Origin of the sequence: Marinifilum sp. RC60d5 (genome assembly GCF_052400665.1) — a bacterium.
Taxonomy (GTDB): Bacteria; Bacteroidota; Bacteroidia; order Bacteroidales; family Marinifilaceae; genus JBQTGK01.
Window position 1 is genome coordinate 42,799 of record NZ_JBQTGK010000009.1, and the last position, 25,365, is coordinate 68,163.

The window sequence follows — 25,365 nt, forward strand, 5'->3', positions numbered from 1 at the left end:
ACAACAATAACATAAAGCTATGGATTTTAATACTATAGAAGAGGCGATTGAAGACATCAAACAAGGGAAGATGATTGTGGTGGTGGATGATGAAGATCGTGAAAATGAAGGTGATTTGTTAATGGCAGCCGAAAAGGTTACGCCAGAGGCAATTAATTTTATGGCTCGACAGGCTGGTGGTTTAATTTGTATGCCCATTGTTAAAGAACGGTTAGATGAGCTGGACATTGATATGATGGTGTACAACAATACCGATGCAAAGCAAACAGCTTTTACCGTTAGTATTGATGCAGCAGATTGTGCAACCGGAATTTCGGCTCATGAAAGAGCACACACCATTCAAAAAATATTCGATAAGGATGCTAAAGCAGAAGATTTTACGCGTCCGGGACATGTTTTTCCTTTGGTAGCTCGTAAAAATGGTGTGTTGGTACGTGCCGGACACACCGAAGCAGCAGTAGATTTGGCTCGAATGGCTGGTTTATTTCCTGCAGGTGTGATTTGTGAAATCATGAACGAGGATGGAACAATGGCTCGTGTTCCGCAATTAAAAGAATACATCAAAAATCATAATCTTAAAATGATTACGATTGCTGATTTAATTGAATATCGTCGCCAGACAGAAAGCATGATTGAAAAAATAACCGAGACCGAAATGCCAACTAAGTATGGAGAATTCAGAGCTCATGGTTATATCAATAAAATTACAGGTGAGCATCATGTCGCTTTGGTAAAAGGTGATGTAAATACCGATGAGCCTGTATTAACGCGAGTGCATTCGGAGTGTTTAACAGGAGATGCTTTTGGATCATTGCGTTGCGATTGTGGAGATCAGTTGCAGGAGGCTTTAAAAAGAATTAATAATGCCGGACGTGGTGTGTTGTTATACATGCGACAAGAAGGAAGAGGAATTGGTCTGATTAATAAATTGCGAGCCTACCAATTACAGGATATGGGTATGGATACTGTTGAAGCAAATTTGGCTTTAGGTTTTAAAGCCGATTTGCGCGATTATGGTATCGGTGCAGCAATTCTTGCCGATTTAGGGATTAAAAATTTGAGACTGATGACCAATAATCCTCTAAAAATAGCAGGCATAAAAGGATACGGAATTAAAATTGTTGATCGGGAAGAGATTGAAATGTCGCATCATGAGAAAAATGAATTTTACCTGATGACGAAGATGAAAAAAATGGGTCACATGTTGCATCAGGATGTGAAGTGGAATCTTCAAAACGACGATAAAAAAATAAAATAAGTTAATGTGTAAATGAGAATATGAGGAATCTCATTTCTCACATCTAAAATCTAAGATAAAATGAATACAATTGAAGGTAAATTAATAGCTGAAGGTCTTAAGTTTGGAATTGTAGCAGGCCGTTTTAACGAATTTATTGGAAGCAAATTAGTAGGTGGCGCTATAGATGCAATTAAGCGTCATGGAGCATCCGAAGCTGATGTTGATCTTGCATGGGTTCCGGGAGCATTCGAAATTCCATTGGTTGCTAAAAAAATGGTGAAAAGTGGAAAATACGATGCGGTAATTTGTTTAGGAGCTGTAATTAAAGGTTCTACTCCTCATTTCGATTACGTTTCGAACGAAGTTACCAAAGGTGTGGCTAGTGTTTCTTTAGATTCTGAAGTTCCTGTTATTTTTGGGGTTTTAACTACAAACTCTATCGAAGAAGCAATTGAACGTGCGGGTACAAAAGCAGGAAATAAGGGGTTCGAGGCAGCGGTTTCTGCTATCGAAATGGCTAATTTGTTAAAACAATTCTAATTTAATATACAGCTCTCTTGTGAGTTGTCAGAATACAAATAAAAAACTGCAATCTGCTTTGAGTATATTTCTCAATAGTAGATTGCAGTTTTATTTTGTTAGAGCTTAATGCTTTGTGCTGATTGGTCTGTTAAAAATTCTTCAGCATTCTAACTTCTTCCTCGCTTAGGAATCTCCATTTTCCTCTAGGCATATTTTTCTTGGTAATTCCTGCAAAAAATACCCTGTCAAGTTTTTCAACTTCGTAACCCAAATGCTCGAAAATACGACGAACAATTCTATTTTTTCCAGAGTGGATCTCTAAGCCTACTTGTTTTTTGTCTTCCGAATCGGTAAAACTAATGGCATCAGCTTTTATTAGGCCATCTTCCAGTTCTAAACCTTCTAAAACCTTATCAAGCTCTTCCTGGGTAATTTCTCGATCAAGAAATGCATGATAGATTTTTTTCTTGTTATAGCTTGGGTGAGTTAAGCGTTTTGTTAGATCACCATCATTCGTAAAAAGTAAAACTCCGGTTGTCATTCTATCTAATCTTCCTACCGGATAAACTCTTTCCTTACAAGCATTTTTAATTAGGTCAATAACTGTCTTGCGTCCCATAGGATCATCTAGGGTGGTAACAAAATCTTTAGGTTTGTTTAGAGCGATGTAAACTTTTGCTTCAGGATGAAGAAGCGTTCCATCCATACATACCTTATCCTTAATGTTAACTTTTGTACCTACTTCGGTTACAACAGTACCATTAACAGTTATTCTGCCATCGGCAATTCGGTTGTCTGCTTCTCTTCTCGAACAAGCACCTGTGTTCGAAATGTATTTGTTTAGTCGTAGGATTCCATCAGCAGGGCCTACCATTTTTGCATGTTCTAACTGTTTCTTTTTGCTATAATGCTTACTGCGAAGCACATCTTTACCTGGTTTATTTTTAAATCGCTCCGCCTTTAGTTCTTCTATTTCTTTTTCAGATTTTTCTTCAAACGGTCTTTTTCTGTTAGCAAAGTTTGATCTTCCTCTGTCGTCTTTACGGTTTCTCGATTTCCAATCTCTGTTACCTCTGCGATCTCTTGGCGAATCTTCTTCCGAATAATTTGAGAATGATTCCCCATCGTTTTTTCGATGGTCTTTATTAAAGTTTCTTTCGCCTTCGTCTCGGTGTCTATTAAAATTAGAGCCGCGTTCCCTGTCAAAGCGTCTTGCTCCTCGGGAATCTTTATTCGATCTTTTAAAATCTCTTGTCTGATCTTTGTCCTGAGAAGTTGAAAATGGTTTTGAGTCACCATCCTTTCTGCGATTACTTTTTTCAAATTTTCTTTTTCCTTTAAAGGTTTTCTCGCCTTCTTCCTTGTTTCTGTCGAAATTAGAGCCACGCTTCTTGTCGAATCTTGAATTCGAGTCTTCCGATTTTCTATTGTCGTATCTTTTCGACTCAAATGAAGCTCTTCCTCTACTTGGTCTTTCTTTCTTATTCTCTTCCATTTCTGATTAAATCATCTGTTCTGAACCTGCAAAGGTATTAATAATCAAAGAATATATTAATTTCGGATGTTAATAAATATAAATTAATAGCATTAAAATTTAGTCTTGGCATTAAATTTTGCTTCTGACTAATTCTGTGGTAAGACCAGTATGCATTTAGATATCCTTTGAAAATAAGGTCTAGATCAATAACTTTTAAACAATAATCGACATAAAAAGGAATAATGGCTTGATTTGTTTTATTAAATTTGATCCGGAATTTATTTTTTAGTTTTTAAAATTGTGTAGGAATTTTAAAAGCATATCCATGTTATTTAACTGATCTGTAAACTTTAAACAAAATTATAATATGACATTAATTAAATCTATATCGGGAATTCGAGGAACCATTGGCGGACAAGTTGGCGATGGCTTAAGTCCTCTTGATGTGGTAAAATTTGCTGCAGCTTATGGAACCTGGGCATTACGCCGACACAATGGCAATAAAATTAAAGTTGTGGTAGGTCGTGATGCTCGTATTTCCGGCGAAATGGTTGATAAGTTAGTTGTTGGAACTTTATTAGGCCTTGGAATTGATGTTGTAGAGATAGGATTGGCATCAACACCAACAACAGAATTGGCTGTGACAGGAGAAAATGCTCATGGAGGTATTATTCTTACAGCAAGTCATAATCCAAAGCAATGGAATGCATTAAAATTATTAAACGAAAAAGGCGAGTTTCTTAACGATGAGGATGGAAAATTAGTTCTTTCTATAGCCGAAAACGAAGATTTTAATTTTGCAGATGTTGATGATTTAGGAAAAGTTACCAGCATAGATAATTATACTCAAAAGCATATCGATCATGTTTTAGCTTTAAACCTGGTTGATGTGGAAGCTATAAAAGAAGCAAATTTTTCTGTTGCTATTGATGCTGTAAACTCGGTTGGTGGACTTGCAATACCAGAATTATTAAGAGCCTTAGGGGTAAAAAATGTTATTGAATTGTATTGTGAGCCAAACGGGCAGTTTCCTCATAATCCGGAACCACTTCCCGAAAATCTTACCGAAATTGCTAAGGTAATGAAACAAGGCAAAGCCGATTTGGGTTTTGTTGTGGATCCTGATGTAGATAGATTGGCCATTGTGAACGAAGATGGAAGCATGTTTGGTGAGGAGTATACTTTAGTGGCTTGCGCCGATTATGTTTTGGCAAATACTCCGGGGAATACGGTTTCTAATCTTTCTTCAACAAGAGCCTTAAGTGATGTTACGAAAAAACACAAAGGAGAATATGAAGCATCGGCAGTTGGCGAGGTGAATGTTGTTACCAAAATGAAAGCTAATAATGCAATTATTGGTGGAGAAGGCAATGGCGGTATTATTTACCCGGAAAGTCATTATGGAAGAGATGCATTGGTAGGAGTTGCTCTGTTTTTAACTTATATGGCTAAATCAGGGAAAAAAGCATCTGAGTTAAGAGCATCATATCCAAATTATTTTATTTCAAAAAATAAAATTCAATTAACACCAGAGATCGATGTGGATGCTGTTTTAATTGCCATGAAAGAAAAATATCGAAACGAAAAAGTAAATGATATTGATGGTGTTAAGATTGATTTTGCAGAAGAATGGGTTCATTTAAGAAAATCGAATACCGAACCGATTATTCGTATTTATTCTGAAAGTGAAAGTGAAGATACAGCAAATAAACTGGCTGAAAAGATCATTTCTGAGATAAAAGAGATTATAAAATAACTACTATTCATAAACTTATGAAAAGTGTAGTGGGCTCTCCGCTACACTTTTTTGTTTTATAAAAAGAAAAAATTCCGTAATCGTTTGCGTGGTGATTTGCCGATGCTTTTCACGGTATTTTTTATATTGTTTTTTTGATTTTTTTTAGGAATTTATTTTTAGTAGATGGTCTTATAAATACTGTAAATATTAGCAGATCCGAATATCTGTAATTGAGCTAAAGTGTTGTGTGGGTGTTTTTACCCACTGTCGGAAGTTTCTAAATAGATAGAAAAGTGTATGTATGTTTTTAAAATTTTATATATTTAATGAATCCTGTTGAAAAGCAGGTTTATTTCTAATTTAAAATTCATCATTGTATATATATTTGTCACATAATAAAGAAAAAATTCTTCATTAGAGAGATAAATTATATAATCATAGACTAAATGCTTTATGAAACGTTCATGATAAAATGAAATTGAAATTATTTGATTCATGATTATTACATATTGCTTTATTAAAAACTTATTGACATGAAAATTACAGTTGTAGGTGCAGGAAACGTTGGCGCAACTTGTGCTAATTGCATTGCTCAAAAAGAATTGGCAAACGAGGTAATTGTTGTAGACATTAAAGATGGTTTGGCAGAAGGAAAAGCCTTAGATATGTGGCAAACTGCTCCAATTAATTACTATGATACAAGAGTAAAAGGTGTAACTAATGATTATGCAGCTACTGCAGGATCAGAGGTTGTTGTAATTACTTCGGGTCTTCCTCGTAAACCAGGTATGAGTCGTGATGACTTAATCGCGACCAATGCAGGTATCGTTAAAATGGTTACCGAAAATGTAATTGCTCATTCTCCAGATGCAATCATCATCATTGTATCTAATCCATTAGATGTTATGACTTATGCAGCATTTTTAACTGCTAAAAAAGCATCGAATAAAGTATTTGGTATGGCTGGTGTATTAGATACAGCTCGTTACCGTGCATTCCTTGCTGAGGAATTGAATGTTTCTCCTAAGGATATTCAGGCATTACTTATGGGTGGACACGGTGATACAATGGTTCCATTGACTCGCTATACTACTGTTGCGGGTATTCCTGTTACCGACCTAATCGAAGAAGATAAATTGAATGCTATTATCGAAAGAACTAAATTCGGTGGTGGTGAGCTAGTGAATTTAATGGGAACATCTGCTTGGTATGCTCCAGGTGCTGCTGCAGCTCAAATGGTTGAGGCAATTGTTCGCGATCAAAAAAGAGTTTTCCCGGTTTGTGCATTGCTTAATGGCGAATACGGAATGAAAGATATTTATCTTGGAGTTCCTGTAAAATTAGGAAAGAATGGTATCGAAGAAATTATCGAAGTAAAATTAAACGAAGAAGAAATGGCTATGTTGAAAGATTCGGCAGAAGCTGTTAAGTCTGTTATGAAAGTATTAGATGATATGAATATCGTATCTTAATTGATTTATTTTATTAAAAGTAAAGAGGTTGTTTCTAATTTGAAACAACCTTTTTTTATATAAAATTATTTTGAATGTTACAGTATCGAACCTCATTTAGATTTTGTTTAGTAATGATAGTGTAAATATCTCATGATTTGGTATATTTGCTATCCTTTGTAAATGCATATAATGGATTTTGAAATACCCATAGAAATTATAGAACTTGAAAATAACAGTTATCACCTGCTTGTTAAGTGTAAAATTAATTCATCACAGGAAGGCGATTTGGTGATTGATACTGGTGCATCAAAAACAGTTTTAGATAAAAATTTTGTTGACATTTATGAAAAAACTGAACAGGATGAAGCAGAGATGCAATCAAGAGGATTAGGAGAAGGAAGCATTGAAACACAGATGGGGAAAATTGAGAATTTTCAGATTGGTGAATTAATCGTTGAGAATTTTTCCTGTGCATTAATCGACCTTTCAGGTATTAACGAAATGTATCAGCAATACTGTGAACGAAAAATTTGCGGTTTATTGGGCAGCGACTTCCTTTTAGAGCATCGAGGAATTATTAATTATAGAGAAAAAAATCTGAAATTTGAAAGCTTCTAATTCTCCCAGATTTCAAAAAGTCTTAAAATGCAGTAAACGCTTGAAAATATTGAACAAAGGAATTTGAAAAAAATTGATATATTTGTGCGTTAATTTGAGGGTAAAAATATAAAATACCACATATAATAAGAATTTTTTAAACCTAAACACATGCGAAATAAAGGAGCGATTCGTCTACTCGCTATTGTCTTTGCGTTAGTGAGTTTGTATCAATTGACTTTTACTTACGTAACGAAAAAAGTTGAAAAGGAGGCTCAGGAATTTGGAGCCGGCGACATTAAAAAGGAACAAACTTATCTTGACTCGATAAGAGGAGAAGAGGTTTATAATTTCTTTTGGCTGAAAAAGTACACTTATAAAGAGTGTAAAGAGTTGGAAATGAATCTTGGGCTTGACCTAAAGGGCGGTATGAACGTTACAATGGAAGTTTCTGTTGTTGATATCATCAAAGCGATGGCTAACAACAGCAAAGATAAAACTTTCAATGCTGCAATTGCCAAGGCAAAAGAGATGCAGGCTAACAGTAACAAAGGATTTGTTACTCTGTTTGGAGAAGCTTTTAATCAAATAGATCCTAATGCTCAGTTATCATCTCCAGATATTTTTGGAACTCTTGAATTGAAAGATAAAATTCCATTTGGAGCTTCTAACGCTGATGTGTTAAAAGTAATCAAGGAAGAAACCGATGGTGCGATTGATAATACATTTAATATTCTTCGTTCTCGTATCGACCGTTTCGGTGTAGCACAGCCAAATATTCAAAAAGCTGATGTATCGGGTCGTATTATTATCGAACTTCCAGGTATTAAAGATGCTGCTCGTGTTCGTAAGCTTTTACAGGGAACTGCAAGTTTGGAGTTCTGGGAAACTTACAGTACTGGTGAGGTAATGGGGTATCTTAATGCAGCAAACTCTAAATTGGTAGAGATTAATGCCGCTTCGGATGTTGTTGATGAAGAAGCTACAAAGGTAAAAAAAGAAGTTAAAAAGGAAGCAACAGATAAAGAGGCTTCTCTTTTAGATAAAATTGAGGATGAAGGTGCACAAGATACTTTGGCAACTCAGGATGCTAAAGCAATGGAAAAAATGTATCCTTTGTTTTCAAAATTAAATCCAGCTCAACAAGGCGGATCGTCAAAAGCTGTTGTAGGTAGATCATTAGTAAGAGATACTGCAGAAGTAAATAAGTTGTTGGCAATGCCAGCAATCAAATCGGTTTTACCTCGTAACTTAAAATTTTATTGGGGAGTTAAACCAATTGATGAAGGTGGAAACGTATTTGAATTATTCGCAATTAAAGTTACCAGTAGAGATGGAAAAGCTCCTCTTGATGGTGATGCTGTAACTTCAGCTCGTGAGCAAGTAGATCAAAATACTGCTCGCTATGAAGTATCAATGAGCATGAGTGGTGAAGGTGCTAAAACCTGGGCTCGCTTAACAAAAGATAACGTAAACCGTGCCATTGCAGTTGTTTTGGACGGATATGTATATACTGCTCCTAATGTAATGGGAGAAATTAAAGGTGGACAATCAAGTATTAGTGGTGATTTTTCGGTTACTGAAGCGAAAGACCTTGCAAATATCTTGAAATCAGGTAAATTACCTGCTCCAGCTCACATTATTGCCGATGAGGTTGTTGGACCATCATTGGGTAAGGAGTCTATTGAGAAAGGGATGTATTCTTTCATTATCGCCTTCCTTTTGGTATTGGTTTACATGTTCTTCTTCTATAGTAAAGGTGCTGGTTTAACTGCAAATATTGCTTTGATTGCCAACTTGTTCTTTATTTTTGGTATTCTTGCTTCTTTAGGTGCTGTTCTTACTTTACCAGGTATTGCCGGTATTGTACTTACAATTGGTATGTCGGTCGATGCGAACGTACTTATCTATGAGCGTATTCAGGAAGAATTGAAATCAGGTAAGGGATTAAGCCTTGCGGTAAGCGATGGTTATAAGAATGCTTATTCTGCAATTATCGATGGTAACATCACTACCTTATTAACTGGTGTTATTCTTTACTTATTTGGTGAAGGTCCAATTAAAGGTTTTGCAACTACATTGGTAATTGGTATTTTCTCTTCATTATTTGCAGCAATTTTCATTACTCGTTTAATTTTCGAAGCTTCTTTAGCACGTAATAAAAATATTACTTTCTCAACTAAATTTACCGATAATTGGTTGCGTAATGCAGGAGTTAAGTTTTTACAGAAAAGAAAAATATTCTATGTAATTTCTGGAGTAGCAATTGTATTGAGTATTGGTTCTCTTGCAACAAAAGGTTTGAATCAGGGTATCGATTTTACTGGAGGTAGAACTTATGTTGTAGCATTCGATCAGCCAGTAGCTGTTGAGGATATTGCTCAATCTCTTGATAAAGTATACGGACATGCTCCAGAGGTAAAAACTTTTGGTGGCGATAATCAGGTTAAAATTTCTACAAAATACAAGATTGAAGAATCGGGTACAGAGGTTGATGATGAGGTTGAAGGCTTATTATATGATGGTTTGAAGTCATACTTAGCTGATGGAACATCAAAAACTGATTTCTTAGAGAACAATCGTAAAATGTCACAAAAAGTAGGACCAACCATTGCCGATGATATTCGTACTTCTGCATTTTGGTCTATCATAGGAGCATTAATCGTGATCTTCCTTTACATCATGTTCCGTTTCTCGAACTGGCAATATGGTTTAGGTGCTGTTGCTGCATTAGCTCACGATTCAATTATCGTATTGGGTATTTTCTCTATTGGATATGGCATGTTGCCATTCTCATTAGAGATCGATCAGGCATTTATTGCGGCTATCCTTACGGTAGTGGGTTATTCGATTAATGATACCGTGGTTGTATTTGACCGTATTCGTGAGTATTTGGGATTATATCCTAAACGCGATCGCGAAGAGGTTGTAAACAATGCTTTGAATAGTACAATGCGTCGTACATTTAGTACATCGCTGTCTACAATGGTTGTATTATTGGCAATCTTCTTGTTCGGTGGTACTTCAATTCAAGGATTTACATTTGCATTATTAGTCGGAGTAATTGTTGGTACATACTCTTCACTATTTATTGCATCACCAATTGCTTACGATACCAGCTTACGTGTACAAAAAGTAAAAGCTAAGAAAAAATAATATTTACTATAAAATATTTAAACCTCCGGATCTTTTGATTCGGAGGTTTTTTTTATTCTAATTTTCTCATAGGAAGTGGCAAGAAAAATGATTTTCCTATTGGCAAGTTTATCTTAAATCTACTATCACTTATCTATTTAAAATTTCTTAGGTATATTTGTACAAAATGAGTTTGATATCGATTACTATTTTATCAATTCTAGTAGAAGAGCAATACAGATAATTCTTTATTTCTCGTTGTAAAGTATTCATTATTCGATTCTAAAGGAGTAATTTAAATGGAAAACATGCTTTTATTTATCAGTGGAGGAGAAATTGTTGTTGTATTTATTGTTGTTCTCTTGCTGTTTGGATCTAAAAAGATTCCGGAACTGGCGCAAGGGCTGGGTAAAGGAATGAAAGAATTTAAGCGAGCAGCTGACGATATTAAAAAGGAGATAAAAGATGAGACTGATATTCTTGATAACATCAAGGATTTTAAGGATGATATCAGTAAAAAATTATAACTTAATTCGATCTTACCTTAATTCGGTAAATTTCTTTATATAAATGGATTATTTATTTTTAATTATAGGATTCATAGTCCTGTTATATAGTGGTGACCTACTGGTTAAAGGTGGAGTAGCGCTTTCTTCGCATTTTAAAATTTCAACTTTGGTTGTGGGCGTTACTGTTGTTTCGTTTGGTACTTCGGCACCTGAATTATTCGTTAGTTTAGATGCTGCTTTATCTGGGAGTCCTGATATTTCGATTGGAAATATTGTTGGTTCTAATATTTCAAATATAGCTTTGGTGCTTGGTTTTACAGCCATTTTACTCCCCTTGCCAGTACGCAGTAATTCCATAAAATTCGACTGGCCTGTTATGATGGGAGCTTCAGCTTTATTTTATATTTTCATATTAAATAATAAGCTAGAGACCTACGAGGGAATTATATTTGTTTTGTTATTGATTTCGTTTATGGTCTGGACGGTTTGGAATTCGAGGAGAGAGAGTAGAAGTATGGTTGAAAGTTTTAAAGAGGCAAAATATTCTATTCCTGTCTCTATTATACTTTTGTTAGCATCATCCTTGGGTTTATATTTCGGGGCAAATTTATTAGTAGATAGTGCCAAGAATATTGCCATAGATTTTGGGGTGAGTGAGCGCGTAATCGGTCTTACTATTGTTGCTTTTGGAACATCGGTACCTGAATTGGCAACCTCGGCAGTGGCAGCATTTAAAAAAGAAATGGATATTTCTATTGGTAACATTATTGGTTCTAATATTTTCAATATCCTGGGTGTATTGGGTGTAACATCCATAGTTAAAAATATACAGGTAAGCGAGGCAATTATTTCATTTGATGTATTAATTATGCTTGCAGTGTCTTTCTTACTTTTCTTACTGATATTGCCACTTAAAAATGGTAAACTTCATCGTTGGAAAGGTGTTCTGCTTATGGCAAGCTATTTTATTTATGTATATTTGGTTTTCAAGCAATAATTGAGTCTATATGATCAGTGCAGAACAAATCAAAAAAAGTTTTGGAAGCGTAAATGTTTTAAAGGGAGTTGATCTTTGTATTAAAAAAGGAGAGATTGTTTCGGTGGTTGGAGCCAGTGGAGCAGGAAAAACAACTTTATTGCAGATATTAGGAACTCTGGATCGACCCGATACAGGTTCCATTTTTTACGGTGGAACAGATGTTTCCTTATTAAATGAGAATGATTTATCGGCTTTTCGAAATTCCAACATTGGGTTTGTTTTCCAGTTTCATCATTTGTTGCCTGAATTTACCGCATTAGAGAATGTTTGTATACCTGCTTATATAGCTAATAAATCCAAACACGAAGCTACCAAACGTGCCAAGGAGTTATTAGAAATGCTAAGCTTAGGGCATCGTTTAGATCATAAGCCCTCAGAATTGTCGGGTGGAGAAAAGCAAAGAGTAGCTGTGGCACGTGCTTTAATAAACGATCCTCTTGTAATCTTAGCCGATGAGCCATCCGGAAATCTTGATTCTAAAAGCAGACAGGAACTTCACGAACTTTTTTTTACTTTGCGCGATCAGTTTAACCAGACGTTTATTATTGTAACGCATGATCCTGAATTGGCCGAATTATCGGATCGGAAAATTGTAATTTCGGACGGACAGATTGAAAAAGATGCTTGATTTAACCCCATTGGAATTAAAAGACTTTTTGGAGGAAAAGTATGATTTGTATAATCGTGAATCTTTTATAGGAAGCGATCCTATTCAAATAATAAAACAATTTAAGCGTAAAGAGGATATTGAAATTGCAGGATTTATGAGTGCGAGTATTGCCTGGGGACAGCGACAAACTATTATTCGTAATGCACAGCAGTTAATGGAGCTAATGGGGCAGCAGCCTTATCATTTTGTCATGACTGCTTCCGATTCCGATTTTGACGTTTTCAAGGGTTTTAAGCACAGGACTTTTAATGGAGAAGATTGTATTTTCTTTTTAAAATCATTGCGAAATATATATAAGAATCATGCAGGTTTAGAATCTGTTTTTACTTCCGGAAGAAAACAAACGGGCGATGTAAAAGGTGCGATATCTTACTTTCGTAAGGTTTTTTTCGAAATTAATCACCCGCAACGAACCGAGAAGCACATTTCTAATGTGGATAAAAAGTCGGCTGCCAAGCGTATAAATATGTTTTTGCGCTGGATGGTAAGAAAAGACGAACGTGCTGTTGATTTGGGCCTGTGGACCGGGATTAAGTCTGCCGATTTATTTTTGCCTTTAGATGTTCATACCGGAAATGTGGGGCGAAAGCTAGGTTTACTCACAAGAAAACAGAACGACTGGCCTGCTGTTGATGAAATAACTTCAAATTTAAGAAAACTTGATCCAAAGGATCCTGTAAAATATGATTTTGCTCTTTTTGGATTGGGGATTTTTGAGAAATTTTAACAGGAAAATATAATCGAATTACCTCTATATTCAGGCTTTAGAAGAATTTATTCTTTTTTAAATCTACTCAATAAAATACAATGTCGAACAATTACTTTAAATTCAAACAGTTTAGAATTAATCAGGAAGGGTCAGCCATGAAAGTGGGAACCGATGGGGTTTTATTGGGTGCATGGACTGAGATTGATGGGACTGATAGAATTCTTGACATTGGAACTGGAAGTGGATTAATTGCAATTATGCTTGCCCAGCGCACAAATGTTAATGCGAAGATTGATGCAGTAGAAATTGATGATTCGGCTTATGAACAAGCCTCCGAGAATATAAACAATTGTTTGTGGAGCCATAAAATTCACGCTTATCATCTTTCTTTTCAGGATTTTTGTAATAAAACAGAAGCGAATGGTTACGATAGAATTGTGAGCAATCCGCCTTATTTTATGAATGGCTTAAATGCCAAAGGAGAAGCGCGGACAAAAGCCAGAAGTGCCAATCATTTGCCATTTGAGGAATTAGTAGTAGGAGCAAAAAAACTCTTAAAACCAACAGGTACATTATCGGTTATTTTACCAATTGAAGAAGGAGAATATTTTGAGCGTATTGCCAGATTAAATGGTTTTTATGCCAGGAGAAAAGTTTCTGTTTTGCCAAATCCAGGAAAACCGGCAAAAAGATATTTGTTGGAATTTTCACTGCAAGAAGTTGTACTACAAGATTATAGTCTTGCAATAGAAAATGGACAAAGGCATGTTTATACAGCCGAGTATATGACTCTTACCAAAGATTTTTATCTTAAATTTTAACACATAAGATTTCTCTATTCTTTTGATAGTAAGCGAAAATTAGTCCAGTATTCTTCCAGTTCATACTTACTTTCATAAGCTCCGGCTTTTAGTTCATCCACTCTTTTTTGAATGTACTCTTTACTGCTTAGGGCCGAATAATATTCCTGATCAGCTTCGTTTACGCTGGCGATACCAATACTAAGAATCGAATTTGCAGGTTTTTTATCGAAATATAATTTTTTTAGGGGGATATGAATCCGGCAGCTAAATAAAACCTGTTTGTTTGTATTTAAAAATACTTTTACCTCCTCATTTACATAGGTCGTATTAAGTAAAACACTCTCATTAATTTGTCTATCTATAATTTCATAATCCTGAAACCTATCAATTAATTCTTCCTGAAATTCAACGGTAGTAAACCTTTTTAAGTAGGATCTGAATTGTTTGTCGGTAAATGGAATATCAACTGGCATTGGATAATTTACAGCAAAAATATTTTTCGATTTTCCATTCGGATCTATCCAGATACTAAGTCCCAAATTGTAAATTTTTCGTAGGGTAATTGGAGAATTGGTCTCCAGAATAATATCAATAGATGTATTGTTGTTAAATACTTTCAAGCTTGTTTTATCGCTTGGATGATAATAAATTGCTTCGGTAGTTTTAAAATTTTCTTTAGAAGATATCGGGTTCCAATAACTGTTAAAATATTGAACAGATGAACAGGATGTAACAGTAATTACAAAAACCGATAGTAAAAGGTAAATTCGAAGCATAAAAGCTAATATTAGATTTTATTCAAAAATAGGAAAATACGAATCTAATTTAAGCGAACAAATCTAAAGTTTTTAAAAATTATAAAATGATTTCTTTTTCGATAAATTTAACACCTAAAGTTTCCAGTTCATTTAAGATAGGTTCGTAAAGTTCGGGAGTAGTAGGAATGTGAACCCCAGGTAAATTTAGCTTACCTATTGCAAGAAGTTTGGTTGCAATGGCCAAAGGAGTACCAACCGTATACGACATTGCAGTATTGTTTTTATCTTTTCCTTCGCAGCACATCGATGAGATGATCTGTTTTTTCATGCCTGTATTTGTAAACTCAAACTGATGCTGCATAACCAATAAGTCTCGGTCTTTTTCGTTTAAGGCCCATTTTTTTTCCAGAATTGATTGCAGGATCATCGCCGGACTAGCATCTTTAATGCCAATAGTTTCATTTGAAAACAAACCAAGCCATTTTAGTTTATGAAAAGCTTCAGAATTTTTATTTATGTTCATAAATTCATTTAGATTTTCTTCGGTATGTTCCAGATCGCCAGGAAGAAAACTATTTAAAAATGATCTGCCCGATAATAGATGAGAGTTTTTTATTTTGTAGGAATCGTCGGTGCAACCTAAGCGCACCAATATGTTCCAGGCTTCGCAATATCCGGGGCGACGCAATGTGCCTCTAATAATGGTTGGTATATCTTCTAATCCGTAAAGCTTACAATAGTGCAAAGAATCTCTGTTTGGATACACTTCAAATTCCCCGTAAGCATCAATTTCAGTTTTGATAATATTACTGAATAAATTGTAATAAGGAATGTATTTGTAATGCCCATTTTCTTTGTATTGGGCTATGCCTTGTCCGGCAAGGACTACATTTTTTGGATTCCAGGAGAATTTATAATGCCATGGGTTGTCATCGCAATCGGGTGCAACTAAACCGCCACAAAATGATTTAAAAGAAAGCAATTTGCCACCCTCTTTTTTAATTTTATTGATAACTCTCATGGCCGACATGTGATCAATTCCAGGGTCTACACCCAATTCGTTCCAAAACGATAGTCCTTGTTCTTTTGCTTCTTCATGTAGTTCCTGCATTTCGGGAGAAACATAAGAAGGAGTTAGCAGATGTTTGCCATATTTTAAACATTCCTTAGCAACAATAATATGTAAAGAGGCAGGTACCATACTTATTACAATATCGGCAGCCGAAATTTCACTTGCTCTTTGCTCTAAATCTTTTAAGTTAAATCGGAGAGCAGTACCATTAGGATGAAGACCTATCTTTTTTTGTGCAGCTTGCAGCGACATGTCGCCAAGGGTAATTTTCCAATTATATTTATCCGATTGTTTAAGCAAGTACTGTATTAGATTGGTAGAAGAAAGACCAGCTCCAATAATTAGAATGTTTTTCATATCAATATTATTTGTATCTAATTTAAGATGTAAATCATCAATAAAAAAGAGATTATTCTACTGTTTAAGGGAATAAATTACCTGTTTTTGTATTTCAGCCTTGTTTAAATTTACAACAATACAAAAGTAAATACCATCACAATTGATAGATTTTTTAATATTTTTTTTTCGAAAGAGATTTATAATCATCATGTATTTGAATATATATCCTATCTATTTTTAAGGAATGAGTATATTTGTTCGAGATAATAAAAGAGAGTAAATTCTAAATATTTTTCCCTTGGCAAAACAAAAAAAAGCTGTCGAAACGCCCCTAATGAAGCAATATTATCAGATGAAAGACAAACATCCTGATGCAATTTTACTTTTTAGAGTTGGCGATTTTTACGAGACATTTGAAAATGATGCAGTTCGGGCATCCGAAATTTTAGGAATTACATTAACAAAGCGGGCCAATGGTTCGGCATCTTATGTTGAGTTGGCAGGATTTCCGCATCACGCCATAGATACCTATTTGCCAAAATTGGTTCGTGCAGGAATGCGTGTGGCTATTTGCGAGCAGCTGGAGGATCCGAAAAAAACCAAGAAAATTGTAAAACGGGGAATTATTGAGTTGGTAACTCCCGGGGTTTCCTATAATGACAATGTGCTTGAGTATCGGGAAAATAATTTTTTAGCCTGTGTTCATTTGGAGAAAAAATCGGCGGGAATTGCTTTTCTAGATGCGTCGACCGGTGAATTTCTTACTGCTGAAGGAAGTTTTGAATACATCGATAAGTTACTGGGTAATTTTCAGCCCAAAGAAGTATTATATCAGAAAGGAAAAGAGAAAATTTTTCATGAATTGTTTGGTGGCAAATTTTACACTTTTACCATGGACGATTGGGTGTTTACCGAAAGTGCTGCCAAGGATCGTTTGTTGCGTCATTTCGAAACGTCCTCGCTAAAAGGATTTGGTGTTCAGAACCTCAGGAATGGAATAATTGCTTCGGGAGCTATTCTTCAATATCTGGATATTACCAAACACAGTCAGACCGGTCATGTAACTCAGTTGTCTAGAATTGAAGAGGACAGGTATGTGTGGCTTGATAAGTTTACGGTTCGTAACCTTGAATTATTTGGTGTTTTAAACGACGGAGCACATACTTTATCGCAGGTAATGGATAAAACCTTATCGCCAATGGGATCGCGTTTGTTAAAACGCTGGATTGCTTTACCTTTAAAAGATATTACAAGAATAAACAGCAGATTGGATGTGGTGAAATTTTTTCATTCAAGAGAAAATGAAGCCAGCACAATCGAAGATGAAATTAGACAGATTGGTGACTTGGAGCGGATTATTTCTAAGGTTGCTGTTGCCAGAGTGAGTCCTCGTGAAGTGATTCAATTAAAGAATGCATTAATTGCCATTGAACCCATACGCGATTTTTGTTTGAGTAGCGGAAATAATGGTCTTTTGAAAATTGGTGATCAGTTGAATCCCTGTTTAAGCGTACGAGAGAAGATAGAGAAGGAAATAAAGGCCGATCCTCCTAATATGGTAAGCAAAGGGGGAGTAATTGCCAATGGAGTTTCTAAAGAGCTCGATGATCTTAGGAAAATTGCCTTTTCGGGGAAAGATTATTTAGTGCAAATGCAGGTTCGTGAAAGTGAACGAACAGGAATTCCATCGCTTAAAATAGGTTTTAATAATGTATTTGGATACTATATAGAAGTAAGAAATACACACAAAGATAAAGTGCCCGAGGAATGGATTAGGAAGCAAACTTTGGTTAGTGCAGAACGATACATTACTCAGGAGCTAAAAGAATACGAAGAAAAGATATTAGGAGCAGAGGAAAAAATTCTGGCTCTCGAAACTCGCCTGTATAACGAGCTGGTTTTAGGAATTGCCGATTATATATCAACAATTCAGTTAAATGCTGCCATGATTGGGCGTTTAGACTGTTTGCTGTCTTTTGCACGTTTAGCCAGAGAGAATAAGTACTCATGTCCGGAAATTAACGATACACAGGTAATTGATATTAAGCAAGGGCGACATCCGGTAATCGAAAAACAATTGCCAATTGATGAGCAGTACATTGCCAATGATGTTTATCTCGATAATGAAAACCAGCAGGTAATAATTATTACAGGTCCGAATATGGCTGGTAAATCGGCTTTGTTGCGTCAAACAGCCTTAATCGTACTTATGGCACAAGTGGGGAGTTATGTTCCTGCCGAGTCGGCAAAAATAGGCTATGTAGATAAAATATTTACTCGCGTAGGAGCGTCAGATAATATTTCATCAGGAGAATCTACCTTTATGGTAGAAATGAACGAGGCAGCCAGTATTTTGAATAATTTGTCTTCCCGAAGTTTAATTTTATTAGATGAGCTCGGAAGAGGAACCAGTACGTACGATGGAATTTCTATAGCCTGGTCGATTGTTGAGTATATACATGAAAATGCAAAGTCGAAAGCGAAAACATTATTTGCTACGCATTATCATGAGTTAAATGAGATGGAAAAATCGTTTAACAGGGTAAAGAATTATAATGTTTCGGTAAAGGAAGTAAATAACAAAGTGATTTTTCTTAGAAAGCTGATTTCCGGAGGGTCGAATCATAGTTTTGGTATTCATGTGGCCCGAATGGCAGGTATGCCTAAATCGGTTGTAAAGCGTGCCGATGAGATTTTAGAGCAACTAGAAGGAAATAAAAATGAAGAGTCGTTGGCTAAGCCCATTGGAAATATTGCACAGCAAAGAGAAGGATATCAAATGAGCTTTTTTCAGTTAGATGATCCGGTTTTGGAACAAATAAGAGGAGAGATTTCTGATTTGGATATAAATAACCTAACCCCAATCGAAGCATTAAACAAGCTAAATGAGATAAAAAAGATCTCAGGATTGTAATCAGATAAAAAAAATAAAAAAAAAGTGAGTCTCCCATTTATAAAGGCTTTCGGCGCGTACTATCTGAATTTCAAGGAGTCAGAAATGTGAAGTTGCAGAAAGATTTTCTGCTGATTTAAAAAAAATAGCAGAAATGTTTTTTTTCTTTTGCAGAATCAAAAAATACGCATATATTTGCATCGCAATTGAGAGAACAACGGTTCACTTTTAAAGCAAATAATGCGAGAATAGCTCAGTTGGTAGAGCATAACCTTGCCAAGGTTAGGGTCGCGAGTTCGAGTCTCGTTTCTCGCTCAAAATCCAATAAGGATGCCCAGGTGGTGGAATTGGTAGACACGCTGGACTTAAAATCCAGTGGCCTTTAGGCCGTGCGGGTTCAAGTCCCGCCCCGGGTACAATAACCCTCATAAACAGCAATGTTTATGAGGGTTTTGTTTTTTTATAGAACGAATGGGGAATGTTTAGATCAGTCACAAAAATTGAGCCTCTAAATAAATTAACGGATCAATTTTTTTAATCTGTATAGAATACTTTTAGACTTGCAAGACCTTTAAACTATCTTCTAAAGCCCCTACTATTCGTAGTAAAAGATTATCATCGGTAATTACCTTACCTTTTAGCAGAATCATTTGTGCTGCGATTTTATTTCCTATCTTATCCGATCACCCATTTAAGCAAATTTCTACTATTTTTAGAATCCAATTTTGTGTGATTTCAGAATAATTACTGGATTATTTATGAATAACAGGCAGGTGAGTGATAATGATTTGAAGTTTAAATACATCCAGAATCAGGGAGGTGTTACCTCTAGAGTTTTACTAAAACTAGATACGATTTTTAATGTGAATCGTATTGTATATTTTATAGATATGAGAATTCTTGTTCCTTCAGCAATTTTAAGCCTTTTAACTGGTTGGATTTATTCTCAACTAACTCCATGGGGATACTTCAAACATGGTTGGTTAATATTCAAATGGGTAATTACGGTTCTTATAATAGTGCTTGGTACTATATTCTCCGAACCATGTATTGCAAAAACTGTAGAAATATCTGGACAACTTGGTTTGGATTCAGTAAAAAACTCAGACTATCGATGGTATATGAATAGTCATCTTACTATGGGAGTTTGTATGACAGGCACGCTTATTATTGCAGTTTTTATTTCCATATTAAAACCTAAGAAAATAGTAAAGAAGAATGCTTAATATTTAAGCTTTATTTTGCTAAAGGCAATATATGAAACGAATTCATTCTGAAGAAAATGTGATTGATAATATAATTATAAATTTTTTATGTTATCAGGATAACTTCTGGAATTTTTTATCAGTTAATTGACAAATCGATACAGAAGAAGTAGTATTATTCGTTAAACCGTACTTCAATTAGTTTGGGTAATATTTACATGGTTTTCATTTATATTGCTTCTTTTTTTGTGAAATGAAAATAATGTTAAAAAATCAAAATTTACTTGCTGTGGAATAAAAATAAATTACATTTGCACAGAATAAACTAAAATAATATAATTGGTTTACTTGTTATGAAGTTTGGAAACGAGAATATAGAAAAAATTGTTTTTGAAAGTACTAAAAACATTTTGCTAAAACGAGGAGTTAAGGGGTGGAATATGGATGATTTGGCAAAAGAATGCGGAATGTCTAAAAGAACACTTTATAAAATAATAGGTAGCAAGGAAGAATTATTGTACAGGTGTTATCAGGATACTTTTAATTTATATGCAGAGAATTTTAGAAAGTTTATAAAGCAGGATGTTGATTATTATACTTTGCTTGATAATTTGTCGGATCAGATTGCAAATGGAATTGACGAATATGTGATTGCCAGTTCGAAGACTATAAGAACAGAATATCCTCAAATATCAAAAATGATTGATGAGAAAATTGATATTCATCATGAGTTAATAATTGCATTTATTGAAAAAGGATGTGAGAAAAACTTACTAAGAGATGATGTGAATCCTAAAATTATTGATCATATAGTGGAAGCCTTGATGAGTTATAATGTGATGAATAGTAAAGGTAAGGCTGATTTTGAAATTAAAATAAAAGAGCAATTAAAATTTTTATTTGAAATAATTAAAAAATAGAGATAATTAACTAAAAATCTTGGGGATACTTAAGCATTATAGCTAAAGTAAGCCTTATTTTTTTGAACAAAAGTAAACTAAGAACACAAAAATAGTTTACACAGTGGTGTAAATAAATTAATATTGAAAATCTACTAATGTTTGAGTAATGAAGTATTTAAAAGGTATCAGCTATTTGCTGATAGGAATGTCGATTTTTGTTGGTTGTAAAGAAAAAGCCAAAGAAAAAGTACATGTAAGATCGGTTAAAGTTTATCATACAAGTAGTAAGGTAAATCAGAACAATGCAACAATTGTTCCTGCAAGTATTAATGAGAAGCGAGAGACAAAGCTTGCATTTAGAGTAAATGGTCCGTTGGTTAAATTGAACGACATTATTGGCGATTATGTATCAAAAGGACAGGTAATTGCTAAAATTGATACACGTGATTACAAAATTGCACTAGAATCGACACAGGCAGCTTATAAATTAGCTAGTGCAGAATATAAGCGCTATAAGACTTTATTGGAAAAAGAAAGTGTATCTGCAAGTACTTACGATCTTATGGAATCGAATTATACTGCAGCAAAAACGGCTTACGAGTCGGCTAAAAATGCATTAGAGGATACTGAGTTAAAAGCTCCGTTTTCCGGATACATTAGTGATGTATACGTGAATAATTTTGAAGAAGTAAATCCTGGACAAGCTATTGTCTCGTTTATTGATCTTTCAAAATTTGAAGTGAAAGCCTGGATTTCCTTAGAGGATTTAGATAAAATTAATGATAGCACTCAATATGCTTGCTTAGTAGAAGTAGGGAATAAAAAAATAAGTATTCCCGGAACTTTAAAAGAAGTAGGACACAAAACTAGTATCTCAAAACAATCTTATCCTATATCAATATTGATTGATGCGCCGGATAATGTAAAGCTTCGTTCAGGAATGACAACACACCTTGAGATTATTGAAAATGGAGCTGATTCTGTAGCTTCTCTGGAAATTCCTGTTACCTGTGTATTCAATAAAGAAAATAAAACATTCGTATGGCTATTTAACGAAAATTCAAAAACTGTTTCTGCAAAGGAAGTGGCCAGTGGAAAAATATTGGCTAACGATATGATAGAAATACAAAAAGGATTGACTGGTGGAGAAAATATTGTTAGCACAGGAGTTAATTATCTATTTGAAGGCCAAAAAGTAAAGAAGTACGAAGGATTTTCAAAAACAAATGTAGGTCACAAATTGTAAGAAAATGAATTTAACAGAATATTCACTAAAGAACAAGATTGTAGTTTACTTCTTGTTGCTGATTGTAATGGTGGGAGGAGTTTCGTCTTACTTCAGTATGGGTAAACTCGAAGATGCCGTGTTTACTATTAAAACAGCTTTGGTTGTTACACAATATCCGGGTGCATCCCCTCACGAGGTGGAACAGGAAGTAACCGAGGTAGTAGAGCGTGCAGCTCAAAGTATGGATAATATCGATGAAATATTTTCGAGTTCGTATGCAGGTCTTTCTATCGTTGAAATTGAACTGGAAGATAAGTTACGATCAAAAGAAATGCCACAGGTTTGGGATATTCTTCGTAAAAAACTAAAAGATGCAGAAGGAAATTTACCTTCAGGAGCAAAAACTCCTCAGGTAATTGATGATTATGGTGATGTATATGGAATGTTTTATGCAATTACCGGCGATGGATTTACTTACGAAGAACTAAACGATTATGCTCAGTATTTGAAACAGGAATTATTACCGGTTGACCAAGTTGGTAAAATTACCTTGTTTGGAAATCGTACCGAAGTTGTTGATGTGATCATTAAGGAATCAAAAAAATCGGAATTGGGAGTTAATCCCGGTATTATTGCTCAGGCATTTAATTCTCAAGCTGAGATTGCTGCCGCTGGAAGTATTGAAATCAACGATCGTTACATCAGAGTTTCAGGTAATAATGCCTTTAAAAATCTGGAAGAAATTAAAAACACGATTGTACAGGTTGGAGAAGAACAGTTCTATTTAAAAGATGTAGCGGAAATTAAAAAGTCTTTTCTGGAACCGGCTCAGGGTTTGATGAAAAGAAATAAACAGAATGCAATTGGCTTAGGAATTTCTACAACCAAAGGGGGAAATGTACTCACATTGGCCGAAAATATTAATGCTAAGTTAGAAAACATCAGACCTAATTTACCTTTAGGAGTAGAAATAACATCCGTATACAATGAGGCCAAAGAGGTAGAGAAAGCTAATGATGGTTTTATTATGAACCTGATTGCATCGGTAGCTATTGTTGTAGTTGTATTGTTATTGTTTATGGGATGGCAATCGGGATTACTAATTGGTAGTGGTTTGGTATTCTCAATTTTGGGAACTCTTATTGTAATGAATGTGATGAACATTAGTCTTCATCGTACATCGCTTGCAGCTATTATTATTGCAATGGGAATGTTGGTTGATAATGCTATTGTAGTTACCGATGGAACTTTGGTTTCCTTACAAAAAGGAATGAATCGCAGAAAAGCCATTGTGGATATTTCAAGTTCAACATCGCTTCCTTTGTTAGGTGCAACACTGATTGCTATATTGGCATTCTTACCAGTATTTCTTGCGCCTAATGCAGCTGGAGAAATTTGTCATGATTTATTTCTGGTATTGGCCATTTCGCTGATTCTGAGTTGGTTTTTTGCCATGACACAAACAGCTATTACAAACGAGAAATTCCTGAAAGCACCTAAAGAAATTAAAGATCCTTACGCTAGTAAATTTTATCAGAAGTTTAAAGGTATTTTGTTGGGAACCTTAAAGCATCGATGGATTTCATTGTTTGGAGTAATTGGATTTCTAATTATTTCTTTAGTGGCATTTACCAATTTAAGGCAGTCTTTCTTTGATCCTATGCAAAAGCCATATTTTATTGTGGATTATTGGTTGCCCGAGGGAAGTTCGGTAAACAAAGTTGAACAGGATATGCTTATGGCTGAGAAAGATCTTCTTGAAAATTATCCTGAGGTGGTTAATGTTACAACAGCAATAAGTCAAACACCTTCTCGATTTTTATTAGCTGCTCAGGCCGAAAATTATAATACGAGCTTTGGTTACCTGGTGGTTGAAACGCATAGTTCGGACGAAACCGATGAAATGATTCCGAAGATTACAGAATACTTTAGAGACAATTATCCACAAGCCAGAGCAAGAGTAAAAAAATATATTGCAGGACCGCCAATTGCTTACAAAGTTGAAGCCCGATTTATGGGACCCGACCCTGCTGTCTTAAGAAATTTATCGGAGCAAGCCAAAGCAATTATGCACAACGCACCCGAATGTGGTGACATTTGTGATGACTGGAGAAATAAAGTGCTGACCTGGGCTCCAAAATATTCACAAGTAAAAGGTTCGCGTGCAGGAATTTCCAGAAGTGATTTGGGAAATGCCATACAACAATTAACGAGTACAGGATTAGGTATTGGTTTATATCGTGAGAATGAAGAAAAATTGCCGGTCATGTTAAAAGTAGATCAGACAGCCAAAAATAGCATAGAGGCTATTGAAAATACAAGTGTTTGGTCGCAGACTGGAGCATATTCAGTACCACTGAAAGAAGTGGTTGATAGTATTAGCGTATCATGGGAAAATAGTGTGATCAAACGATATAATCGTCAGCGTGCTATTACGGTACAATGCGATCCTGCTAATTCCGATATGACAGGTGCAACGCTATTAGCTGCAATAAAAGATAAAATCGAAGCTATTCCATTACCATCAGGTTATGGCATTATGTGGGATGGTGAATTAAAACCTTCTACAGAATCGAAAGAGGGTACTGGAACATTTTTTCCCATGGCCATGCTTTTAATGGTATTTATTATTGTTATGCTTTTTAATAGCGTACGTCAGTCATTGGTCGTAATTGCAATTATTCCTTTGTCGATAATTGGTGTTGGAATAGGACTATTTGTAACAAATAATGCCTTTGGTTTTATGGCTATTGTAGGATTTTTAGGCTTAATAGGTATGGTGCTGAAAAATGCCATTGTACTAATGGATCAGATTAATATAAATCTGGAGTCTGAGGGAATGAAACCTTTGCCAGCAGTTGTTGATGCAGCTGTTAGTCGTTTACGTCCAGTATTCTTAGCAGCCGTTACTACAATTTTAGGTATGACACCAATTATTACAGATGCTATGTATGGTTCAATGGCCATTACTATCATTTTCGGCTTACTGTTTGCAACAGTTCTTACTCTTATTGTAGTGCCATTGCTTTATGTGATTTTTTACGGAATAAAAGTGACTGAATAATCCTAAAATAA

Annotated in this window: 19 protein-coding genes and 2 tRNA genes; 18 read left to right on the forward strand and 3 right to left on the reverse strand. The window is 35.1% G+C overall.

Annotated elements, in window-relative coordinates; all coding sequences use genetic code 11:
• Positions 1-19: 19 nt before the first annotated feature.
• Positions 20-1,258 (forward strand): bifunctional 3,4-dihydroxy-2-butanone-4-phosphate synthase/GTP cyclohydrolase II, encoded by a 1,239-nt coding sequence (locus ACT3CE_RS15480; protein WP_444710676.1) that lies wholly within the window; start codon positions 20-22, stop codon positions 1,256-1,258.
• A 60-nt stretch (positions 1,259-1,318) separates the two neighbouring features.
• Complete coding sequence (gene ribH / locus ACT3CE_RS15485) at positions 1,319-1,780, forward strand: 6,7-dimethyl-8-ribityllumazine synthase (RefSeq protein ID WP_444710677.1); 462 nt, start codon at positions 1,319-1,321, stop codon at positions 1,778-1,780.
• A gap of 130 nt (positions 1,781-1,910) precedes the next feature.
• Here ribH and ACT3CE_RS15490 read toward each other — a convergent pair whose 3' ends face one another.
• Entirely contained in the window at positions 1,911-3,257 is a 1,347-nt protein-coding gene (locus tag ACT3CE_RS15490) for a pseudouridine synthase (RefSeq protein WP_444710678.1), read from the reverse strand.
• 349 nt (positions 3,258-3,606) lie between these two features.
• Between ACT3CE_RS15490 and glmM the strand changes: the two genes are divergently transcribed.
• From glmM to ACT3CE_RS15535, 9 genes are all read left to right on the forward strand, one after another.
• Positions 3,607-4,995 (forward strand): phosphoglucosamine mutase, encoded by a 1,389-nt coding sequence (glmM, locus tag ACT3CE_RS15495; protein ID WP_444710679.1) that lies wholly within the window; start codon positions 3,607-3,609, stop codon positions 4,993-4,995.
• Between the two features lie 515 nt (positions 4,996-5,510).
• Complete coding sequence (gene mdh / locus ACT3CE_RS15500; RefSeq protein ID WP_444710680.1) at positions 5,511-6,449, forward strand: malate dehydrogenase; 939 nt, start codon at positions 5,511-5,513, stop codon at positions 6,447-6,449.
• A 171-nt stretch (positions 6,450-6,620) separates the two neighbouring features.
• The gene (locus ACT3CE_RS15505) at positions 6,621-7,049 is read left to right on the forward strand and encodes a retropepsin-like aspartic protease (RefSeq protein WP_444710681.1); all 429 of its coding nucleotides are present in this window, start codon (positions 6,621-6,623) and stop codon (positions 7,047-7,049) included.
• A gap of 150 nt (positions 7,050-7,199) precedes the next feature.
• Positions 7,200-10,184 (forward strand): protein translocase subunit SecDF, encoded by a 2,985-nt coding sequence (gene secDF / locus ACT3CE_RS15510; RefSeq protein ID WP_444710682.1) that lies wholly within the window; start codon positions 7,200-7,202, stop codon positions 10,182-10,184.
• A 278-nt stretch (positions 10,185-10,462) separates the two neighbouring features.
• Complete coding sequence (gene tatA, locus ACT3CE_RS15515; RefSeq protein WP_444710683.1) at positions 10,463-10,690, forward strand: twin-arginine translocase TatA/TatE family subunit; 228 nt, start codon at positions 10,463-10,465, stop codon at positions 10,688-10,690.
• Between the two features lie 43 nt (positions 10,691-10,733).
• A complete protein-coding gene (locus tag ACT3CE_RS15520; protein WP_444710684.1) occupies positions 10,734-11,669 on the forward strand; it encodes a calcium/sodium antiporter in 936 nt (311 codons plus the stop codon).
• 10 nt (positions 11,670-11,679) lie between these two features.
• Positions 11,680-12,339 (forward strand): ABC transporter ATP-binding protein, encoded by a 660-nt coding sequence (locus ACT3CE_RS15525; RefSeq protein ID WP_444710685.1) that lies wholly within the window; start codon positions 11,680-11,682, stop codon positions 12,337-12,339.
• Entirely contained in the window at positions 12,332-13,108 is a 777-nt protein-coding gene (locus tag ACT3CE_RS15530) for a TIGR02757 family protein (RefSeq protein WP_444710686.1), read from the forward strand. Before ACT3CE_RS15525 ends, ACT3CE_RS15530 begins: the two co-directional genes overlap by 8 nt.
• Positions 13,109-13,188: 80 nt before the next feature.
• Positions 13,189-13,911 carry a tRNA1(Val) (adenine(37)-N6)-methyltransferase gene (locus ACT3CE_RS15535; RefSeq protein WP_444710687.1) on the forward strand — a complete coding sequence of 241 codons (723 nt, stop codon included), beginning with the start codon at positions 13,189-13,191 and terminating at the stop codon, positions 13,909-13,911.
• Positions 13,912-13,925: 14 nt separating this feature from the next.
• Here ACT3CE_RS15535 and ACT3CE_RS15540 read toward each other — a convergent pair whose 3' ends face one another.
• Together ACT3CE_RS15540 and ACT3CE_RS15545 are read right to left on the reverse strand one after the other, a co-directional pair.
• Positions 13,926-14,669, reverse strand: a complete 744-nt coding sequence (locus tag ACT3CE_RS15540; protein ID WP_444710688.1) for a hypothetical protein — start codon at positions 14,667-14,669, stop codon at positions 13,926-13,928.
• Between the two features lie 79 nt (positions 14,670-14,748).
• A complete protein-coding gene (locus tag ACT3CE_RS15545) occupies positions 14,749-16,080 on the reverse strand; it encodes a saccharopine dehydrogenase family protein (RefSeq protein WP_444710689.1) in 1,332 nt (443 codons plus the stop codon).
• A 280-nt stretch (positions 16,081-16,360) separates the two neighbouring features.
• Between ACT3CE_RS15545 and mutS the strand changes: the two genes are divergently transcribed.
• The 7 genes from mutS (at position 16,361) to ACT3CE_RS15580 (ending at position 25,354) form a co-directional block, all read left to right on the forward strand.
• Positions 16,361-18,976 carry a DNA mismatch repair protein MutS gene (gene mutS / locus ACT3CE_RS15550; RefSeq protein WP_444710690.1) on the forward strand — a complete coding sequence of 872 codons (2,616 nt, stop codon included), beginning with the start codon at positions 16,361-16,363 and terminating at the stop codon, positions 18,974-18,976.
• A 221-nt stretch (positions 18,977-19,197) separates the two neighbouring features.
• Positions 19,198-19,270, forward strand: a tRNA-Gly gene (locus tag ACT3CE_RS15555).
• A 17-nt stretch (positions 19,271-19,287) separates the two neighbouring features.
• A tRNA-Leu gene (locus ACT3CE_RS15560) sits at positions 19,288-19,371 on the forward strand.
• 342 nt (positions 19,372-19,713) lie between these two features.
• On the forward strand, positions 19,714-20,181 hold the full coding sequence (locus tag ACT3CE_RS15565) for a hypothetical protein (RefSeq protein WP_444710691.1): 468 nt from the start codon (positions 19,714-19,716) through the stop codon (positions 20,179-20,181).
• A 332-nt stretch (positions 20,182-20,513) separates the two neighbouring features.
• Positions 20,514-21,080, forward strand: coding sequence for a TetR/AcrR family transcriptional regulator (locus ACT3CE_RS15570; protein ID WP_444710692.1), 567 nt, complete (start codon positions 20,514-20,516; stop codon positions 21,078-21,080).
• A gap of 148 nt (positions 21,081-21,228) precedes the next feature.
• On the forward strand, positions 21,229-22,308 hold the full coding sequence (locus ACT3CE_RS15575; RefSeq protein ID WP_444710693.1) for an efflux RND transporter periplasmic adaptor subunit: 1,080 nt from the start codon (positions 21,229-21,231) through the stop codon (positions 22,306-22,308).
• A gap of 4 nt (positions 22,309-22,312) precedes the next feature.
• Complete coding sequence (locus ACT3CE_RS15580) at positions 22,313-25,354, forward strand: efflux RND transporter permease subunit (protein WP_444710694.1); 3,042 nt, start codon at positions 22,313-22,315, stop codon at positions 25,352-25,354.
• Positions 25,355-25,365: the final 11 nt, after the last annotated feature.

Excerpts from the sequence above, each read along its gene's own strand:
- ACT3CE_RS15530 (WP_444710686.1), top strand. The coding sequence starts at position 12,332 with ATGCTTGATTTAACCCCATTGGAATTAAAAGACTTTTTGGAGGAAAAG.
- ACT3CE_RS15480 (WP_444710676.1), top strand. The coding sequence starts at position 20 with ATGGATTTTAATACTATAGAAGAGGCGATTGAAGACATCAAACAAGGG.
- glmM (WP_444710679.1), top strand. The coding sequence starts at position 3,607 with ATGACATTAATTAAATCTATATCGGGAATTCGAGGAACCATTGGCGGA.
- ACT3CE_RS15490 (WP_444710678.1), bottom strand. The coding sequence starts at position 3,257 with ATGGAAGAGAATAAGAAAGAAAGACCAAGTAGAGGAAGAGCTTCATTT.
- ribH (WP_444710677.1), top strand. The coding sequence starts at position 1,319 with ATGAATACAATTGAAGGTAAATTAATAGCTGAAGGTCTTAAGTTTGGA.
- ACT3CE_RS15545 (WP_444710689.1), bottom strand. The coding sequence starts at position 16,080 with ATGAAAAACATTCTAATTATTGGAGCTGGTCTTTCTTCTACCAATCTA.
- mdh (WP_444710680.1), top strand. The coding sequence starts at position 5,511 with ATGAAAATTACAGTTGTAGGTGCAGGAAACGTTGGCGCAACTTGTGCT.
- ACT3CE_RS15520 (WP_444710684.1), top strand. The coding sequence starts at position 10,734 with ATGGATTATTTATTTTTAATTATAGGATTCATAGTCCTGTTATATAGT.
- ACT3CE_RS15565 (WP_444710691.1), top strand. The coding sequence starts at position 19,714 with ATGAATAACAGGCAGGTGAGTGATAATGATTTGAAGTTTAAATACATC.
- ACT3CE_RS15535 (WP_444710687.1), top strand. The coding sequence starts at position 13,189 with ATGTCGAACAATTACTTTAAATTCAAACAGTTTAGAATTAATCAGGAA.
- ACT3CE_RS15570 (WP_444710692.1), top strand. The coding sequence starts at position 20,514 with ATGAAGTTTGGAAACGAGAATATAGAAAAAATTGTTTTTGAAAGTACT.
- ACT3CE_RS15505 (WP_444710681.1), top strand. The coding sequence starts at position 6,621 with ATGGATTTTGAAATACCCATAGAAATTATAGAACTTGAAAATAACAGT.
- secDF (WP_444710682.1), top strand. The coding sequence starts at position 7,200 with ATGCGAAATAAAGGAGCGATTCGTCTACTCGCTATTGTCTTTGCGTTA.
- ACT3CE_RS15525 (WP_444710685.1), top strand. The coding sequence starts at position 11,680 with ATGATCAGTGCAGAACAAATCAAAAAAAGTTTTGGAAGCGTAAATGTT.
- tatA (WP_444710683.1), top strand. The coding sequence starts at position 10,463 with ATGGAAAACATGCTTTTATTTATCAGTGGAGGAGAAATTGTTGTTGTA.
- ACT3CE_RS15575 (WP_444710693.1), top strand. The coding sequence starts at position 21,229 with ATGAAGTATTTAAAAGGTATCAGCTATTTGCTGATAGGAATGTCGATT.
- ACT3CE_RS15540 (WP_444710688.1), bottom strand. The coding sequence starts at position 14,669 with ATGCTTCGAATTTACCTTTTACTATCGGTTTTTGTAATTACTGTTACA.
- ACT3CE_RS15580 (WP_444710694.1), top strand. The coding sequence starts at position 22,313 with ATGAATTTAACAGAATATTCACTAAAGAACAAGATTGTAGTTTACTTC.